General features: G+C 71.1%; 16 protein-coding genes. 7 read left to right on the top strand and 9 right to left on the bottom strand.

Going from position 1 to position 14530, the window contains the following annotated elements; genetic code table 11:
- On the bottom strand, window positions 1-2028 hold the full coding sequence (locus Q9R13_RS18050; RefSeq protein WP_310962555.1) for an MFS transporter: 2028 nt from the start codon (window positions 2026-2028) through the stop codon (window positions 1-3).
- Between the two features lie 46 nt (window positions 2029-2074).
- Window positions 2075-2713, bottom strand: a complete 639-nt coding sequence (locus Q9R13_RS18055; protein WP_310962556.1) for a TetR/AcrR family transcriptional regulator — start codon at window positions 2711-2713, stop codon at window positions 2075-2077.
- A 97-nt stretch (window positions 2714-2810) separates the two neighbouring features.
- Between Q9R13_RS18055 and Q9R13_RS18060 the strand changes: the two genes are divergently transcribed.
- Complete coding sequence (locus Q9R13_RS18060) at window positions 2811-3992, top strand: acyl-CoA dehydrogenase family protein (protein ID WP_310962557.1); 1182 nt, start codon at window positions 2811-2813, stop codon at window positions 3990-3992.
- Between the two features lie 66 nt (window positions 3993-4058).
- The gene (locus Q9R13_RS18065) at window positions 4059-4376 is read left to right on the top strand and encodes a GNAT family N-acetyltransferase (protein ID WP_310962558.1); all 318 of its coding nucleotides are present in this window, start codon (window positions 4059-4061) and stop codon (window positions 4374-4376) included.
- A gap of 9 nt (window positions 4377-4385) precedes the next feature.
- Here the strand turns inward: Q9R13_RS18065 and Q9R13_RS18070 are convergent, their stop codons facing one another.
- The 4 genes from Q9R13_RS18070 to Q9R13_RS18085 form a co-directional block, all read right to left on the bottom strand.
- Complete coding sequence (locus tag Q9R13_RS18070) at window positions 4386-4754, bottom strand: hypothetical protein (protein ID WP_310962559.1); 369 nt, start codon at window positions 4752-4754, stop codon at window positions 4386-4388.
- A gap of 74 nt (window positions 4755-4828) precedes the next feature.
- Entirely contained in the window at window positions 4829-5413 is a 585-nt protein-coding gene (locus tag Q9R13_RS18075) for a hemerythrin domain-containing protein (protein ID WP_310962560.1), read from the bottom strand.
- A gap of 88 nt (window positions 5414-5501) precedes the next feature.
- A complete protein-coding gene (locus tag Q9R13_RS18080) occupies window positions 5502-5726 on the bottom strand; it encodes a hypothetical protein (RefSeq protein WP_310962561.1) in 225 nt (74 codons plus the stop codon).
- Between the two features lie 97 nt (window positions 5727-5823).
- Window positions 5824-6660: an adenylate/guanylate cyclase domain-containing protein gene (locus Q9R13_RS18085; RefSeq protein WP_310962562.1), complete on the bottom strand. Its 837-nt coding sequence runs from the start codon at window positions 6658-6660 to the stop codon at window positions 5824-5826.
- Window positions 6661-6783: 123 nt separating this feature from the next.
- Here Q9R13_RS18085 and Q9R13_RS18090 point away from each other — a divergent pair, with 123 nt between their 5' ends.
- The 3 genes from Q9R13_RS18090 to Q9R13_RS18100 all read left to right on the top strand — a co-directional run bounded on the left by Q9R13_RS18090 (window position 6784) and on the right by Q9R13_RS18100 (window position 9338).
- Window positions 6784-7227: a Zn-ribbon domain-containing OB-fold protein gene (locus tag Q9R13_RS18090; RefSeq protein WP_310962563.1), complete on the top strand. Its 444-nt coding sequence runs from the start codon at window positions 6784-6786 to the stop codon at window positions 7225-7227.
- Window positions 7224-8402 carry a lipid-transfer protein gene (locus tag Q9R13_RS18095; RefSeq protein WP_310962564.1) on the top strand — a complete coding sequence of 393 codons (1179 nt, stop codon included), beginning with the start codon at window positions 7224-7226 and terminating at the stop codon, window positions 8400-8402. Before Q9R13_RS18090 ends, Q9R13_RS18095 begins: the two co-directional genes overlap by 4 nt.
- A gap of 126 nt (window positions 8403-8528) precedes the next feature.
- Window positions 8529-9338, top strand: a complete 810-nt coding sequence (locus Q9R13_RS18100) for a COG4705 family protein (protein WP_310962565.1) — start codon at window positions 8529-8531, stop codon at window positions 9336-9338.
- A gap of 160 nt (window positions 9339-9498) precedes the next feature.
- On the opposite strand, the gene Q9R13_RS18105 is transcribed toward Q9R13_RS18100, so the two are convergent.
- The 3 genes from Q9R13_RS18105 to Q9R13_RS18115 form a co-directional block, all read right to left on the bottom strand.
- On the bottom strand, window positions 9499-10893 hold the full coding sequence (locus tag Q9R13_RS18105) for an IS1380 family transposase (RefSeq protein WP_310965057.1): 1395 nt from the start codon (window positions 10891-10893) through the stop codon (window positions 9499-9501).
- A gap of 143 nt (window positions 10894-11036) precedes the next feature.
- Window positions 11037-12296 (bottom strand): NAD(P)/FAD-dependent oxidoreductase, encoded by a 1260-nt coding sequence (locus tag Q9R13_RS18110; RefSeq protein WP_310962566.1) that lies wholly within the window; start codon window positions 12294-12296, stop codon window positions 11037-11039.
- Between the two features lie 104 nt (window positions 12297-12400).
- A complete protein-coding gene (locus Q9R13_RS18115; RefSeq protein ID WP_310962567.1) occupies window positions 12401-13540 on the bottom strand; it encodes a PucR family transcriptional regulator in 1140 nt (379 codons plus the stop codon).
- Window positions 13541-13583: 43 nt separating this feature from the next.
- Here Q9R13_RS18115 and Q9R13_RS18120 point away from each other — a divergent pair, with 43 nt between their 5' ends.
- Window positions 13584-14303: an MOSC domain-containing protein gene (locus tag Q9R13_RS18120; RefSeq protein WP_310962568.1), complete on the top strand. Its 720-nt coding sequence runs from the start codon at window positions 13584-13586 to the stop codon at window positions 14301-14303.
- 36 nt (window positions 14304-14339) lie between these two features.
- Window positions 14340-14525, top strand: coding sequence for a hypothetical protein (locus Q9R13_RS18125; protein ID WP_310962569.1), 186 nt, complete (start codon window positions 14340-14342; stop codon window positions 14523-14525).
- Window positions 14526-14530 lie beyond the last annotated feature (5 nt).

Consider the following 14530-nt stretch of genomic DNA (forward strand, 5'->3'; position numbering starts at 1 on the left):
TCAGTGCTGCGCGCTGCCGAACAGCGCATGACGACGCTCGGGGTCGTCGAGCAGATCACGGGCGAGCTCGTCCAGCTTCTCGGTGAGCCGGGCGTCGTGCTCGTCGGCCCAACTGCCGAGGCGCCCCTCCAGCCGTTCGCGTCGCGCCGCGACCAGCCGTTCGATGGCGGCGTGCCCGGCCGGTGTGACCGTGGTGGCCTCGCCGGACCTCGTGACCAGGCCGGCTGCGGTCAGCGGCGCAGCCAGGTCGTCGACCTGGGGCGGGCTGAATCCGAACCGCGCGGCCAGTTCGGCGAGGTCCACGTCGCGCCGGCTGTCGAGACGGTAGAGGATCCACGTCGAGCGGGGGTCCAGGTCGAGGCCCGCCTCGGTGGCCAGCTCGCGATAGATCCGCTCGCGGTCGTCGCGGCTGGCCAGCACCGAGAGCACCCGGACGACCTCGTCGGCCGCGTCATCGCCTGCCGGCATCGCGGTCGGAGCCAGTGCCTGGGACTGGTCGGGCGCACTCGCGGTCTCGCGCAGCGGGACCTCCTTGAGCAGCCAGGTCAGCAGGAACGCGATCGCGGCGATCGGCACGGCCGCCAGGAACACCGTGTGCAGTGACGCCGCGTAGGCGTGGATGAACCCGTTGTGCACGGCAGGCGGCAGCTGCTCGAGCGCGGCCGGGCTGGCGCCGGCCTCGGCGTTGAATCCGGGTGGCACCGGGGTTCCGGCCAGGTAGTGAGCCAGGTTGCCGGTGAGCTGGTTGGCGAAGATCGCGCCGAACACCGCCGTGCCGAAGGAGCCGCCGATGGAGCGGAAGAAGGTGGCGCCGGACGTGGCCACCCCGAGGTCGCGGTAGGGCACCACGTTCTGCACCGCGATCACCAGCACCTGCATCACACCGCCGATGCCGATGCCCAGCACGAACATGAACAGGGTGTACTGCCAGGCGGGCGTGTCGACGGCGAGGTGCGAGAGCAGCCACATGCCGAGGGTCATCACGGCGGTACCCAGGATCGGGAAGATCTTGTAACGGCCCCACTTGGTGATCAGGATGCCGGTGAACGTCGAGGTGAGCAGCAGGCCGAGCATCAGCGGCAGCAGCTGCAGGCCGGAGCCGGTCGGGCTCTGGCCGCGGACCACCTGCATGTACTGCGGCAGGTAGGTGATCGCCCCGAACATCGCGAAGCCGACCACGAACCCGACCAGACTGGCCACCGTGAAGACCCGACTGCGGAACAGCCGCAGCGGCAGCACCGGCTCGACGGCGCGGCGCTCGGCGACGATGAACAGCGCGATCAGGACGACGCCGAGGACCGCAAGGGTGAAGATCGGCGCGGACGACCAGGCGTACGTCGTACCGCCCAGCGTGGTGAGCAGCACCAGCGACGTGGCCGCCCCCGCCAGCAGCGCCGTGCCCAGGTAGTCGATCACGTGGGAGACGCGTCCGGTCGCCGCCGGCAGGACCGCAGCGGTCACCACCAACGCCACCGCCCCGATCGGGAGGTTGATGTAGAAGACCCAGCGCCAGGACAGATGGTCGACGAAGAAGCCGCCGAGCAGCGGGCCCAGCACGCTGCTGACCCCGAACACCGAGCCGAAGATCCCCTGGTAGCGCCCGCGGTCGCGCGGCGAGACGACGTCGCCGACGATGGCCTGGGCGCCGATCATCAGGCCGCCACCACCGATGCCCTGGATCGCGCGGAAGGCGATCAGCTCGACCATCGACTGGCTGATCCCGGACAACACCGACCCGATCAGGAAGATCACGATGGCGGCCTGGAAGAACGTCTTGCGACCGTAGAGGTCGCCGAGCTTGCCCCACAGCGGCGTCGAGGCAGTGGAGGCGAGGATGTACGCCGTCACCACCCACGACAGCTCCGACAGCCCGTGCAGGTCTCCGGCGATGGTCGGCAGCGCCGTCGCCACGATGGTCTGGTCGAGGGCCGCCAGCAGCATGCCGCAGAGCAGTGCGCCGATGATGATCAGGATCCGCCGATGGCTGAGCTGCTCGCGCTGCGGAGCGGGTGTCGCGACCGTGCTCACGGGTGCCTCCAGATTCCTCCGGCGGTCCCGGTGGCCCGCCAACCGGTCACGCTACCGCGATCGGCGGTGCGTCCGGTCGCTCGCGGAGCCCGGCGACCAGGCTCGTCAGCGCGAGCTCGAAGCTGTCCTCGTCGATGCGCTCGGCGTGCTCGCCGATCCGATGCGCCTGGACCAGGTTGGGATAGCGGTTGAGGTAGACCGCGGTGTCGTCGGCGAACCCGCTGGCGAACGGGGTGGTCGCCGCGCCGACGACGAGGTACTTCACCGACCCCGAGATCAGCGTCGCCGTGCGCGGGGCCCAGCCGGCGCCGACGAGACCCCCGTGCACCGCGTCTGCCATCGCAAGGAAGTCCTGGCGGGCCCCGGTTCCCGCGGCGATGATCGGAGCGGCCCGCGGATGCGCGCCGAGCGCGGCGCGGTAGGACCGACCCCAGACCAGCAGGCCCGTCTCCCAGTCGTGGCCATCGAACCCTGAGGTGTCGATGTCCCGGGTGAGCAGGTTGGCGACCGCGTCGAGCAGCGCGTCCTTGGTCGGGTAGTGACCGTAGAGCGACTGGGCTCGCACCCCGAGCACCTCGGCCAGCCCACGCATCGAGAGCGCCTCCAACCCGCGCTCGTCGATCAACCTCAACGCGGTGTCCCGGATCAGATCCCGGTCCAGCTTCGGGACGGTCGGGCGTGGCATGGCGCCTCCAGGCAGCGCAACGGTTGCAGAAACGAACGCTGTCAGGTTAGGGTACGCAAGGCAACTGACAGCGTTCGGTAATGATCGGAAGTCCTCCATGGCCTCGCCACGCAAGCCGCTCGAGCTCTTCGCCACCGACAGCCTCGTCGGCCCTGACGACCTCGCGATCCGGGACACGGTGCGCCGGTACGTCGCGGAGCAGGTCCGGCCCCACCTCGCGCAGTGGTACGACGACGCCACCATCCCCGCGCGTGAGCTCGCCGGCGAGCTGGGCCGGCTGGGGCTCCTCGGGATGCACCTGAAGGGGTACGGATGCGCGGGCACCTCCGCCACGGCATACGGCCTGGCCTGCATGGAGCTCGAGGCCGGTGACTCCGGGCTGCGCTCGCTGGTGTCGGTACAGGGTTCGCTGGCGATGTTCGCGATCTGGAAGCACGGCAGCGAGGAGCAGAAGCAGGAGTGGCTCCCCCCGATGGCCACCGGCGAGGCGATCGGCTGCTTCGGCCTGACCGAGCCCGACTTCGGCTCCAACCCGGCCGGCATGCGGACCAGCGCTCGACGCGACGGCGGCGGCTGGGTACTCAACGGCACCAAGATGTGGATCACCAACGGCTCGGTCGCCGACGTGGCGGTCGTCTGGGCACGCACCGACGCGGACGACGGGCGGATCCGTGGCTTCGTCGTACCCACCGACACCGTTGGATTCTCGGCCCCGGAGATCAAGCGGAAGCTGTCGCTGCGTGCCTCGGTCACCTCCGAGCTGGTGCTGGAGGACGTGCGGCTGCCCGGCTCGGCAGTCCTCCCCGAGGCGGTCGGCCTGTCGGGACCGCTCTCGTGCCTGGACGAGGCGCGCTTCGGGATCGTGTTCGGCGCCCTCGGAGCGGCCCGGGACTGCCTCGAGGTGGCGATCGAGTACGCCGGCGAGCGCGAGATCTTCGACCGTCCGCTCTCAGCGTTCCAGCTCACCCAGGCCAAGCTCGCTGACATGACCGTCGAGCTCGGCAAGGGGATGCTGCTCGCGCTGCACCTCGGCCGGCTCAAGGACGCCGATCAGCTGGACGCCCGGCAGGTCAGCCTGGGCAAGCTGAACAACGTCCGCGAGGCGATCGCGATCGCCCGGGAGTGCCGCACGATCCTGGGCGCCGCGGGGATCACCCAGGAGTTCCCGATCATGCGGCACGCGAACAACCTCGAGTCAGTGCTCACCTACGAGGGCACCAGCGAGGTGCACCAGCTGGTGATCGGCCAGGCCCTCACCGGCCAGTCCGCCTTTCGCTGAGCCCCGAGGCCCTCCGGGTTGAGCGCTCAACTTGCCGCGTCGGCCGTCAGCAGCGACGATGGGCCGGTGACGAGTGCGGACGACACAGACGACGGCATCACCCTGGTGCACGTGCCCGAACGGCACCGCTACGAGGTGCGCGACGGTAACGCGGTCGCCGGGTTCGTGCAGTACACCGTCCCCGACGAGACGCATGTGGACCTGATCCACACCGAGGTCGATGACGCGTACGGCGGCCGCGGGCTGGCCGGCCGCGTGGTCGCCTTCGCCCTCGCGGACATCCGGGCGCGGGACCTGCGGATCATCCCGCACTGCCCCTACGTCCAGTCCTGGCTGAAGAAGCACCCCGGCTACGCCGACGTGACCGACTGGCCCGAGGCCTGAGCTCGCTCCTCAGTCGAGCAGGTCGAGCAGCCAGCTGGGGCTCATCACCCGGGCGCCGACGAGCTCGACCTGCTGCTGCAGGGCTCGGTCGGCGGTGATCACCACTGCTGGGCCCAGCTCGACCGCTGCCCGGCAGCACGCGACGATCGTGGAGTCACCGTCGCGCGGGGCATGCACGGTGACCAGGTGGCCGTCCCGGCCCGCGGGTACGCCGGCCCGCGCCTGACCCTCGAGCACCAAGACGATCTCGTCGTACGACGTGTCCGCGACCGAGAGCTGTCCGTGCAGCCGACGGGCCGCGCCGGCTCGGTCCTTCCACCAACCGTCCGGGCGCGACCCGACCACGTTGGCGCCGTCGACGACGAGGGTGGTTGCCACCCCCGCATGGTGCCACCACGGGCACCACCGGGGGTCCGAGCGGGGGTGGCGAGTCCCGCCGCCGAGCGGTCAGCTCAGCTGGCCGCCTTCTGCAGGGCGTCCTTGGCGTGGTCGAGCAGCGAGGCGAACGGCCCGGCGATCCACTGCGCGGTGGGGGAGCCCGCAGCGCTGGGGTGCGGGTGGGTCGGAGCGGTCTTCTCGGCGGTGGTGAGCATCGTGCCCATCCGGACGCGGGCCTTCTCGTCGGCCGACGAGAGCACCTCGGGGAACTCCTGGGTCTCCTCGGCCTCCGCGTGGTCGGAGACGGACTTCTCGAACTCGGCCAGCTGGTGGTCGAAGTCGGGGCTGCTGACGTCGAGCTTCTCGAGCTCGACGAGCACCTTGTTGGCCTCCGCCTCCTCCTCGTTGCGGGCGTCGGTGACCTCCTTGCCGGCGGACTGGCTGGAGACCGGACGCAGCACCATCTCCTCGGCGGTCTCGTGCATCGCCAGCAGGGCCCGCAGCTCGTCGAAGGTCTCGGACTTGTGCTGGGCGTCGGTGGCGGACTGGACCTCGGCGAAGAGGTCGCGGATCCGGGCATGCTGCTCGAGCAGGATCCGGATGACGTCTCCCTCCGGCAGCTCGGCTGCCCGGGCGCGCTCCTCGGCTGCTGTGCTCATTGCTCCTCCTGGATGGATTCGGGGGCGATCGGCGGTTCCTGCCGCCGTACCCGGGGCCCGTCGGAGGCAAACCGCCGAAGGGCTTTGGTCAGCTCGGCTCGTCCTGGGTGTCCTTGGAGTCCGTCGCCTCGACGTCGGTCTGGTTGGGCTCCTCGTCGGGGTCCTTGTCGATGCGCTCCTCAAGATCGGCGTCGTCGACGCCCTCCTCCTCCGGGAGGCCTTCGACCGAGGTGTCCCGGGCCTGCTTGACCCGCTCCATGCCGCGGTTCTCGATCATGTTGTCGTTGAGGTTTCCCTCCGGCGGCTGGATCATCGTGAGCTCCTCCCAGGGCCTCGACCGCCCGGGGCGGCTCGCCCCTGGCTGGACCGCGCCGGTACCCCGTGGTCCCGCGCCGAAAACGGGTTCCGCGCTAGAGGAGAGCGACCTCCCAGAGGCGGTGCACGCCCGGCAGCCCCTTGAGCTCGGCCTCGCGGAAGTCGACCAGCACGATGTCCTCGTTCCCGCGCAGCGCCTGGCGCAGCTCGTCGCTGACCAGGATCTCGCCGCCCTCGGCCTGCCCGGCCACCCGTGCTGCCATCGCCACATTGGTGCCGAAGAAGTCGCCGCCCTTCTCGATGGCGGTGCCGGAGTGGATGCCGACCCGGACCCGGATCGGGTTCCGCCGCAGCAACCGGTGGCTCCCCGAGCCGAGCGCGTCCTGGATCGCGATGCCGGCATGGACCGCGGCGGCGGGGTCGCTGAACACGATCATGAAGCCGTCGCCCTGCGACTTCACGATGTGGCCGTGATGGCGCGTGACGCAGCCGCGCACCAGCTTGTCGTGAGCGGCCAGCAGCGCCACCCACTCGTCGTCGCCGAGCTGCTCGTTGATCGCGGTGGAGTCCTCGATGTCGGAGAAGAGGATCGTCACGGTGCCGTCCTCGGCGGTGAAGCGGCTGATCGCGCTGCGGTCCTCGGCGGTCCACCGGGCCAGGTCCTCGATGGACGCGGCGAGCAGTCCGGTCACGCCACCCTCGCGCAACCGGACCGCGCTCTCGACAGCGGTCTCCATGACGGCCCTGACCGCACGGGCACCCCGCTGCCGGCCGGTGAGGGGCGCAGCCGCGGCGGCCGTGCGACGGGCCTCGACCTGGGCCTGCAGGCCGGTGAGCTCCGTGCTGACCTTCGCGAGACTGGTCCGGGCTCGCCACCAGAGCACGGTCATGGCGACCAGGCACACCGCCAGCACGATGATCGAGGTGAGCACGGGACGAGCGTGGCACAACCCGCGGTCTCGTCGGGACCCGTGGCGGTGGGACCTCCGTCACGCCCTGTGCGACAATGAGAACCTGTTCTAGTTCTGTCTCAGTCCGCTCCTGCTGGAGGCTCGATGTCGGTACCCGCGATCGAGGGCTGGTTCACCAGTGGCGACGCGCCCGCGCTGGTCGGATCCCGCTGCACCACCTGCGCGACCGTCCACTTCCCGCGAACCGACGGGTTCTGCCGCAACCCCCGCTGTGCCGGCGAGGAGTTCGCCGAGACCACGCTGGCCCGCCGGGGAACGGTGTGGTCCTACACGGACGCGCAGTACCAGCCGCCGCCGCCGTACATCCCGGCCGGCGACGACTACATCCCCTTCGCGCTGGCCGCGGTCGAGCTCCCCGAGGGCATCGTGGTCCTCGGTCAGGTGGCCGAGGGGTACGGCGTGGACGACCTGCACGTCGGCGCGGAGGTGGAGCTCGTCGTCGAGCGGCTGTACACCGACGAGACCGGCGAGCGCACCATCTGGCGCTGGAAGCCGGTGGCCGAGCTGGGCGAGGAGGCCGACGCGTGAGCGACGTCGTGGTGGCCGGGGTGGGCATGCACCCGTGGGGCAAGTGGGGCAGGAACTTCGTGAGCTACGGCGTCCACGCCGCACGGGAGGCACTGGCCGACGCCGGGGTCAACTGGGCCGACGTGGACCTCGTGGTGGGCGGGGAGACGGTCCGCAACGGGTACGCCGGCTACGTGGCCGGCGCGACGTTCGCCCAGGCGCTGGGCTGGAACGGTGCCCGGGTGGCCACGTCGTACGCCGCCTGCGCGACCGGTGCCCAGGCGCTGGACACCGCCCGCGCGCGGATCCTCGCCGGGATGTCCGAGCTGGCGCTGGTGGTCGGCGCGGACACCACGCCGAAGGGCTTCCTCGCGCCCAACGCCGGCGAACGCTGGGACGACCCGGACTGGCTGCGGTTCCGGCTGCTGGGGATGACCAACCCGGCCTACTTCGCGCTCTACGCGCGCCGCCGGATGGATCTCTACGGCGCGACCGCTGAGGACTTCGCCGCGGTCAAGGTCAAGAACTCCCGGCACGGACTGGCCAACCCCAACGCGCGCTACCGCAAGGAGGTCAGCCCGGCCGACGTGCTCGGGTCGGCGGTGGTCTGCGACCCGCTGCACCTGTTGGACATCTGCGCGACCTCCGACGGCGCCGCCGCGGTGCTGCTCTGCTCGGCCGACTATGCGCGCCGTCATGGACTCGCCGATCCGGTGCGGGTGCGGGCCGTCTCGACGGTCACCCCGACCTTCCCCAACACGGTCATCGACATGCCGTTGCTGGCCACTGACGCCGGCACCCCGGGGCCGCGGACCTTCAAGGAGTCGATCGGCGACGCGGCGTACGAGGAGGCCGGGATCGGCCCGGACGACGTCGACGTGGCGGAGGTCTACGACCTGTCGACCGCCCTGGAGCTCGACTGGATGGAGGACCTCGGGCTGTGCGGGCGCGGTGAGGCCGAGGCGCTTCTGCGTGCCGGGGAGACCACGCTCGGTGGCCGGATCCCGGTCAACCCCTCCGGGGGGCTGGCCTGCTTCGGCGAGGCGGTGCCCGCCCAGGCGCTCGCGCAGGTGTGCGAGCTCACCTGGCAGCTGCGTGGCCGGGCCCAGGGCCGCCAGGTCGAGGGCGCCCGGGTCGGGATCACCGCCAACCAGGGCCTGTTCGGACACGGCTCATCGGTGATTCTCAGCCTCTGAGCGGGTCCGCTCTTGGATTGGCTTCACCCTCCTGCAAGGTTCGCCGGGGATCGTCGTGTCTCGTCTGCCGCGTCCGCCCGCCGGGGAGCGTTGACGGCGGAGCCCGATCACGACGAGAGGAAGCGCGTGTCCGCCCACAAGAGTGTCTCCACCACCGACCTGTCCTACGCCGCCGCCAAGGTGCCGGCGATCACCGTCGTCTTCTGGGTGATCAAGGTCCTCACGACCGGGATGGGGGAGGCGGCGTCGGACTACCTCGGCAACACCAACCTCGCGCTCGCCGGCGTGGTCGGGGTGGGCGGGCTGGTGCTGAGCCTGCGCTGGCAGTTGCGGACCACCCGGTACCAAGCGGCGGCGTACTGGTCCGCGGTCGCCATGGTGGCCGTCTTCGGGACCATGGCCGCTGACCTGGTGCATGTGATCCTGGGGGTGCCCTACGTCGCCTCGACCACCTTCTACGGCATCGTCCTCGCGGTGGTGCTCGTCCTCTGGTACCGCTCCGAGGGCACCTTGTCGATCCACTCGATCACCACCCGCCGCCGCGAGCTGTTCTATTGGGCCACGGTGCTGGCCAGCTTCGCGCTCGGCACCGCCGCCGGCGACCTGACCGCCGCTTCGCTGCACATGGGCTTCTTCAGGTCCGGCCTGCTGTTCGGCGCGATGATCCTGGTCCCGCTGGTCGCGTGGTGGCGCTTCGGCCTCAACGAGGTGACCGCCTTCTGGACGGCCTACATCCTGACCCGGCCGCTGGGTGCGTCGTTCGCCGACTGGTTCGGCAAGCCGCCGCGGATCACCGGCCTGGGGTACGGCGACGGCACCGTCACCTGGATCCTGGTGGCGGCGATCGTGGTGCTGGTCGGCTGGGTGGCGACGACCGAGCACGGCGTTCAGAGCGCCTCGGTCGGCGAGCCGGATCTGGAGACCGAGCCGGCCTGAGCCTCAAATCACCGATCTGAGGCGGGTTAGGCGCACTCGGGCCGTTGAGGGGTTGCTGACCAGCCTCTGACGTCGGTGGTCGGGTGGAGGGCAGGAGTGTCCTGCCGGTCTGTCCGGCTTCTCCTGGGTCCTCGGGTCGTGGCGGGCGGGATGCGGGAGGTCAGCCGCTGGCGGCTGGTAGGGCGCGTAGCCGTTCGATGGCAGCGGTGATCAGTGCGGCCCAAGGCCATCGGCGGGGTAGGCGCAGGACAAGTCGTCGCCCGGTGCGGACCAGGCGGCCGGTGACGTTGTAGATCCGGCGGCGGATCTTCTTGGTCATCACCGGTGCGGTGGCCAGGCCGAGCCGGGTTGCCCATCGGGTGAGGTTGTGGGCGATGGTGTTGAGGATCAGCCAGGCTGCGTTCCCGCCGAAGCTCTTGGTCGGGAAGTGGTTCATCGCCATGTCGTGCTTGAGGTCGCGGATAGTGAGCTCGACCTCGGCGTGGCGGCGGTGGTCGGCCTCGATCTCGACGATCTCGCCGGTTCGGTCGGTGATCATCGGGTGGTAGTCGTAGATCGGGAACAGCGCTGGTTGATCGGGGTCCTGGCCGCGGTTGATTGCTTGAGCGTCGGTGAGTGGGGTGCGACGCACGATCAGCCGGACGGGATGGATTTCGCCGCGCTCGGCCAGCAGCTTGCCGCGGGGACCGCTCGCGAACGGGATGAAGGTGAATTCCGCGACCCCGGCTCCGGGCAGGAAGTAGTCGATCGGGGTCCACTCGGATTCGGCGATCGCTGCGATCTTGTCCTTCACAGCGGAGCCGATCATGCGAGCGGTGATGGAGAAGCGCACGTCGTTGTTGCGGCAGGCGGTGACCACATCGGACAGGTAGAACCCCGAGTCGGCGCGGAGCACGATCTCACCGGCCGCGCCCGCGCTGCGGAGTCGGCTGATGGTCTCCTTGATGAACACCGGTGCGCTGGTGGAGTCGCTCGACCGGCCCCGACGCATCCGGGCGTGTGCCACGACGCCGGCGATGTCAGGTGTTCCCGCGATAACGGCGAGCAGCGGGTGATAGCCCCGCAGCCCGGTGCGCATCACGCCGCGAGCACCGTCCTTCTTCAACCCGTAGGTCTCGCAGAGGGTGGAGTCGATGTCGACCGTGACCGACTCGCTGAATCCGGGATGTGCGCCGGCGGTGACGGCGCGGGCGAGCAGGCGCCGAGTCACGGCGTCGAGTTGGCGGGCGTGGCCGAACCCGAACGAGCGTAGGAAGGTGCCGACCGTCGAGGAGGCGGCGACCTTGTGCCCCAGGACCGCGCCAGTGGACCCGGCCCGTAGGGCGTTGACGTCCTCGATGCAGTCCCCACCCGCCAGGAGCGAATGGATCAACGTCAGGCACTTCCGGTCCGGGTTCGCGCCAGCGCTGCCCGGGACGGTGAGGTGTTCACGCAGCAACGGACCGAGCCCGAGCCGGTCCCCCAGGGTGGCCGCGATCAGGAGTCCGGCGTCGGACACGCCGTTCTCATCATCGGCTGTCACCCGGATGCGGTCGAGCGTGCAAGACTTCGTCACCAAGAGGGTGCTCCTTTGAAACTGCTCTGATCAAGGCGTGGTAACCATGATCGTGCAGGTCAGGAGCACCCTCTTCGCTCAGCCGCACCGACCAACGCCGTACGAATCGGTGATTTGAGGCTGAGCCGGCCTGAACCGCGGAGTCAGCGCAGCGGGTCGAAGGACCGCAGCAGGTCGTCGGTGCGGCCGTGGACGAGCTGGTCGGCGAGCAGCCGACCGGTCAGCGGGCCGAGCGCGATGCCCCACATGCCGTGGCCGCCCGCGACGTACACCCGGTCCGAGCGGGTGCGGCCGACCAGCGGGAGCCCGTCGGCTGTGCACGGCCGGGACCCGACCCACTCGTCGGTGCGCGCGGACCAGTCGACTCCGGCGAACATCGGCTTCGCGGCGTCCACGATCGCCGCGATCCGCCGCGGGTCGAGGGGTGCGCCGGGCTTGCGGAACTCCATCATCCCTGCGACCCGCAGTCCGTCCCCGGGGCCGCCGAGCGGGGTGCAGGCGACGCGCTGGGTGGGCAGGTAGATCGGGTTCGCCGGTGCCTGCTCGGGACGGACGGTGAAGCTGTAGCCGCGGCCCGCCTGCACCAGGGTGCGGACGCCGTGCCGGCGGGCCAGACCACCCAGCCAGGTGCCGGTGGCCACCACGACGGCATCCGCCTCGATCTCGGTGGTGTCGGCGAACCGGACGACGGCGCGGCTGCCGTGCTGCACCACGTCGGCCACCTCGCGGCCGGTGAGGATCTCGCCGCCGGCGTGCTTGACGGCGTCGGCGAGCGCGTGCACGAAGTCGCCCGGGTTGATGTACCGCTGCCCGGCGAGGCTGATCCCGCAGTCCACTCCGGCGCCGAGCGCGGGCTCAAGAGCGTGCACGGCGTCACGGTCCAGGAGGGTGTGGTCGACGGAGCCGCCGGCCTCGTTGACCCGCCGGAACTCCTCGACCAGCACCGCCCGGTCGGACTCGGACGCGAACGCCGCCAGGAACGGCGTGGCGGGCTTGGTGGGGGCTGCCACCGGCGACCGGGTCGAGCCGGTCAGCTCGTCGTAGGCGTCGAGGGCGACGGCGTTGGCCCGGTTGAACACGCCCATCGCCTGCTGCCAGTGCCGGTCGGTGCAGTGCCGGGCGAATCCGGTGAGGAAGCGCAGCAGGCGAGGGTTCGCGGTGAGCGGGACGTAGACCGGTGACTTCGGGCTCAGCGCGGCCCGGATGCCGGTGGACAGGATCGCCGGCTCGGGCAGCGGCAGGGTGAGCGCGGGGGAGAGCCATCCCGCGTTGCCCCAGGACGAGCCCGCCGCCACGTCGTACTTGTCGACGACCGTGACCTCGACTCCCTCGCGTTGCAGGAACCAGGCGGTGGAGAGCCCCACCATGCCGGCACCGACCACGACCACGCGCTGTGCACTCATGGTGTCCATGGTCCGTGACCACGCTCACCAGGGCACTGCCCGTCAGGCCATCGTTCCAGTCACCGGGTTGTGCGATCCCACAACCCCTGCTGGGCGGCCGGCTCTCAGCGGGTACGGCGAGCGGCCAGGTGCACCATCAGCGCCAGCCGGGTGGCCGGGTCCTCGACGTCGATCCCACATGACTCCCGGGCGCGGTGCAGCCGGTTGCGGACCGTGTTGGTGTGCACGTGCAGCGACTCGGCCGCGACCGCGACGTTGCCGGCCGAGGCGAGCCATGCGTCGACGGCCGCCACCAGGCCGGTGTCGTGGGCGGCGTCGTACCGCTCGAGGGCCGCGAGCGGGCTGGCCGCGCGATGGGTGGACAAGAACCCGCGGACCCGGTCGACGAGGACGTCCGCGAACACCTCGGTCAGGCCGGCCACCCGGCCGGTGTCACCGCGGCGGAGCAGCGCGCGCGCGACGTCGTCGGCGACCGCGCGGGAGTGCGGCAGGTCGATCGCAGCGACCGGCTCGCCCAACCCGGCGACCACGGCGCGCCCGGCACGTAGTCGGGTGAGGAAGTCGCCCATCACCCGCCGACCGGCGTCGGCGGGCAGCACACAGTAGAGGGTGTCGTCCTGCAGCGCGCAGGCCGACCGCGGCGCGACCGCACTCAGGTTCAGGGTCAGCGCACCCGCGAGCCGGCTCGCGGCGTCGGGATCCTCGCCGCGCACCGCGACCACGACGAGCCGGTCGCCCAGGCCGGTCTGCTCGGCCGCCTGCACGGCGGTCTCCCCACCGCGGAGCAGGTCCGCGACGAGGTCGTCACGCTCGCGGGCGACCCGGTCGGCACGACGGCGGGCCAGCAGCACCTGCCTCGCGATCACCGGCGCAGCCGACCTCAGCGCCGCGGCCTCCTCGGGGGTGGGCGCCCGGCCGAGCGCGGCCCACACCGAGCCGAGGAGCTCGCCCTCACTGCGCAGCGCCACCACGGCACGTGCGGCCATCTGCAGCTCGGGCAGGTCCACCACGATGACGTCGTCGGTGTCGCGCAGCTGGTCGAAGACGCCGGCCTCGGCGATCGCGGTCCGGTAGCGCACCGGCACCTGGCGGTTGAGGATGGTCTCGACCCGGGCGGCGTCGACATCCTGGTGCTCGCCGGCGTACGCGATCACGATGGTGTCGCGGTCCTCGATCGTGACCGGGCAGCCCACCAGCCGGGAAAGGTCCTGGGCCAGCTCGAAGAGGTCACCGCTCTCGGCCATGGGCGCAAGCCTAGGGAATCGCGGACGACTAGGATCCCCGGACATGGCAGCGGGTCCCGCGAGGCAGGTCGGCCGGGTGACGGCCCTGGCCCGCTACCCGGTGAAGTCGATGGCGGGCGAGCGGCTCGATCGGGTCGACGTCGCGTCGCGAGGGCTGGTGGGGGACCGCGCCTGGGCCGCCTACACCGCCGACGGGGGGATCGGGAGCGGCAAGACCACCCGCCGATTCCGGAAGGTACCGGGCCTGTTGGACCTAGGGGCGCGGCTCGGGGCAGACGACGTCCCATGGCTGGAGATCGACGGGGTCGAGCGACGTGTCGACGACCCGGAGACCTCGGCGGCACTCTCCGAGAGGCTGGGGCAGCCCCTGGCGCTGCGGCCCGAGGGGGCTGTGCCGCACCACGACGAGTCCCCGATCCACCTCGTCACCACGTCCGCACGGCGCGCGCTCGAACGCAGCCACGGCGGCGCGGTCGACGAGGGCCGGTTCCGCGCCAACGTCGTGCTCGAGACGGACGGCGACGGGTACGTCGAGCACGAGTGGGTCGGTCGGGATCTGGCCATCGGCGAGGTGGTGCTCCGGGTCGGCCCGGGGATGCCGCGGTGTGTGATGGTCGACCTCGCCCATGGTGGCGCCGGTCTTCCCGCGGCGCCGGGTCTGCTGCGCACGATCGGCCGCGTCAACGGGCTCGACCTCGGCGTGCAGGCGTCCGTGGTGAGGGGCGGCGTCCTCCGGCTCGGTGACAGCGCCTTCGTCTGCTGACGATCGATCCGGTCCGGGCGTGGGTACCGTCGAGCGATGAGCACTCCTGGTGGACGGCGCTGGTACTTCGTGCTGATGGGCGTCTGCATCCTGCTCATCGTGCTCGCGTGGAACGTCGTACGCCTCTGGTCGGTGCCCGCGGCCGTGGCGATGTCCGTGGTGGCCGCGCTGATCCCGCCGGTGGCCGCGATCGTCGGCAACCGCAGCGGCAGCGGCGGTTGAGCCTC

Origin of the sequence: Nocardioides marmorisolisilvae (assembly GCF_031656915.1) — a bacterium.
Taxonomy (GTDB): domain Bacteria; phylum Actinomycetota; class Actinomycetes; order Propionibacteriales; family Nocardioidaceae; genus Marmoricola; species Marmoricola terrisoli.

Excerpts from the sequence above, each read along its gene's own strand:
- Q9R13_RS18115 (WP_310962567.1), bottom strand. The coding sequence starts at position 13,540 with ATGGCCGAGAGCGGTGACCTCTTCGAGCTGGCCCAGGACCTTTCCCGG.
- Q9R13_RS18125 (WP_310962569.1), top strand. The coding sequence starts at position 14,340 with ATGAGCACTCCTGGTGGACGGCGCTGGTACTTCGTGCTGATGGGCGTC.
- Q9R13_RS18120 (WP_310962568.1), top strand. The coding sequence starts at position 13,584 with ATGGCAGCGGGTCCCGCGAGGCAGGTCGGCCGGGTGACGGCCCTGGCC.
- Q9R13_RS18075 (WP_310962560.1), bottom strand. The coding sequence starts at position 5,413 with ATGAGCACAGCAGCCGAGGAGCGCGCCCGGGCAGCCGAGCTGCCGGAG.
- Q9R13_RS18080 (WP_310962561.1), bottom strand. The coding sequence starts at position 5,726 with ATGATCCAGCCGCCGGAGGGAAACCTCAACGACAACATGATCGAGAAC.
- Q9R13_RS18090 (WP_310962563.1), top strand. The coding sequence starts at position 6,784 with ATGTCGGTACCCGCGATCGAGGGCTGGTTCACCAGTGGCGACGCGCCC.
- Q9R13_RS18055 (WP_310962556.1), bottom strand. The coding sequence starts at position 2,713 with ATGCCACGCCCGACCGTCCCGAAGCTGGACCGGGATCTGATCCGGGAC.
- Q9R13_RS18110 (WP_310962566.1), bottom strand. The coding sequence starts at position 12,296 with ATGAGTGCACAGCGCGTGGTCGTGGTCGGTGCCGGCATGGTGGGGCTC.
- Q9R13_RS18060 (WP_310962557.1), top strand. The coding sequence starts at position 2,811 with ATGGCCTCGCCACGCAAGCCGCTCGAGCTCTTCGCCACCGACAGCCTC.